Source organism: Pseudomonas sp. SST3 (genome assembly GCF_003325755.1).
This window is the reverse complement of sequence record NZ_QORI02000225.1, coordinates 1-1,593: the sequence shown is the minus strand read 5'-3', so window position 1 is coordinate 1,593 and position 1,593 is coordinate 1. Positions and strand designations below refer to the sequence as shown.

The 1,593-nt window shown below is 53.2% G+C and carries 3 protein-coding genes; 2 read left to right on the top strand and 1 reads right to left on the bottom strand.

The window, feature by feature from the left end; genetic code table 11:
• A partial coding sequence (locus DQ405_RS26860; RefSeq protein ID WP_241730242.1) for a DUF6402 family protein occupies window positions 1–400 on the top strand: 400 nt, incomplete at its 5' end.
• 1 nt (window position 401) lies between these two features.
• Complete coding sequence (locus DQ405_RS26855) at window positions 402–812, top strand: hypothetical protein (protein ID WP_168426507.1); 411 nt, start codon at window positions 402–404, stop codon at window positions 810–812.
• Between the two features lie 408 nt (window positions 813–1,220).
• On the opposite strand, the gene DQ405_RS26850 is transcribed toward DQ405_RS26855, so the two are convergent.
• The coding region (locus tag DQ405_RS26850) for a hypothetical protein (RefSeq protein ID WP_206678950.1) at window positions 1,221–1,593 on the bottom strand (373 nt) is incomplete at its 5' end.

Below are 1,593 nucleotides of genomic sequence, written 5' to 3'. Positions count from 1 at the left end.
TCCTCGGCATGCTGATCGCATTCTGTTTCGCCCGAGAACATTGCTGTTCTATGCCGAGGACAACTACGACTTCAACGACGATGGCTCAGTGTTCAGCCAGCCGCTGGGCTTCTGGAACTTCGATGGTATCGCTCCCAGCCTGCTGGCGGCCACAGCGCACAATGCCGGCGTCGATGCGGTTTCCAGGGGCATCATGCAGCAGTCGTTGTTCGGCATGAGTGCGCAGAATCAAAGGCGCTACATAGACGAACAGAGCAAACGCTACATGCTTGTGCTGAACAGTCATTTCGCCGACTACCGGGCCAGATACAAACGAGGCGGAGACTTCCGCGTATTTTCCGATCTACTACGCGAACCCTTGCCACCTGGCACGCCCGCCATCACCCTGCCGAAACACTGACATGAACAAAGCCATTCTCGTTGTATCCAGCCTTCTCGCCGCGCTCGCCCTGCTCTTTGGCTGGAGACTGGCCGATGCGCTGAGCGCGCCGCCGTCGGTTTCGCAAGTCAGCCCACAAGGTGGTCATTTGATCGAAAGCGTGCCGGTACAGGGCTTGCTGGCCCCTGGCGGTGGCCTGTCGTATCTGCGCATCGTCGACCGTGCGGATCAGTCGAAGGTATTTCGCAGCCCGCTCTTTACCAGCCGCTCAGTGGACATGCGGACGAGCGAGGACAGCCAAAGCCTGGGCGTGACCTGGATCACCTTCGACAAGTGCACCCATGGCTTTACCCTGAGCATCCCTCAATGGCGCCCGGACTGGCGCAACATCTTCTTCAGCAATACGCCCTACGAGGTCGTGCCGAACGGGTGAGCCACAAGAGAGGGCCGTTGAAGCTGAGCGCAACATGGCTGGATTTGATGCCGGAGCATCGTGCCGCGGTTTGCTATTTGATTGAGAGCAGTCAGTGGCACGGAGGGGATGGATAAATAAATCTGTCCCCTTTTTCTCGAAGGCACCCTCCGGGCGAGCACGCGGACATCGCATACAGTCTCGAGCATGGCGTCGCCATTAAGGGATCGCCGCGTGGACGAAAAAAGCGTTGTCCGCCCTACGTCACTGCGAGGGTTTTTAGCATGTGGGTATAAGTTGGAACGAGCGGTGTCGTTAGCTGCATGGATTCATACCTTGTGAATTGATTGCAAATCTACGATGAGCAAGGTGACAGGATTATTTATCTGAGCGAGCACAGGAAAGCTAAATATCTGCCCCTTTTCCTAGCTACTCAAGATCCTGTTCGGCGAAAAAGAAACCCCGAATGTCCTTGTTTAAGGTGCGCCCTTTGTAATAGCCTTCGAAATTAAGCTCCTGCGTAGTTATGCTGCTTTCTTCCTCTGTGTATACGCGAAAATAAAGATAGTTCATAGGCCTGCCAATAGCATACTTCTCAAAATCTAGCCAATTGGCTAAAACCTGAAGTACATGATTCTTAGTATTTTTGTAGGCATCCCTTTCTGCACTAAATAGCGCACAGCAAACACTGATAACGGCAAACTTACCATATCTAACGCCTTGCCCGTAATTAGTAGTTCCGAACCGATCATCCTTGTATTTGGACAATTCTCTTTCAATGTCGTGCAGTTGCATGTAACAG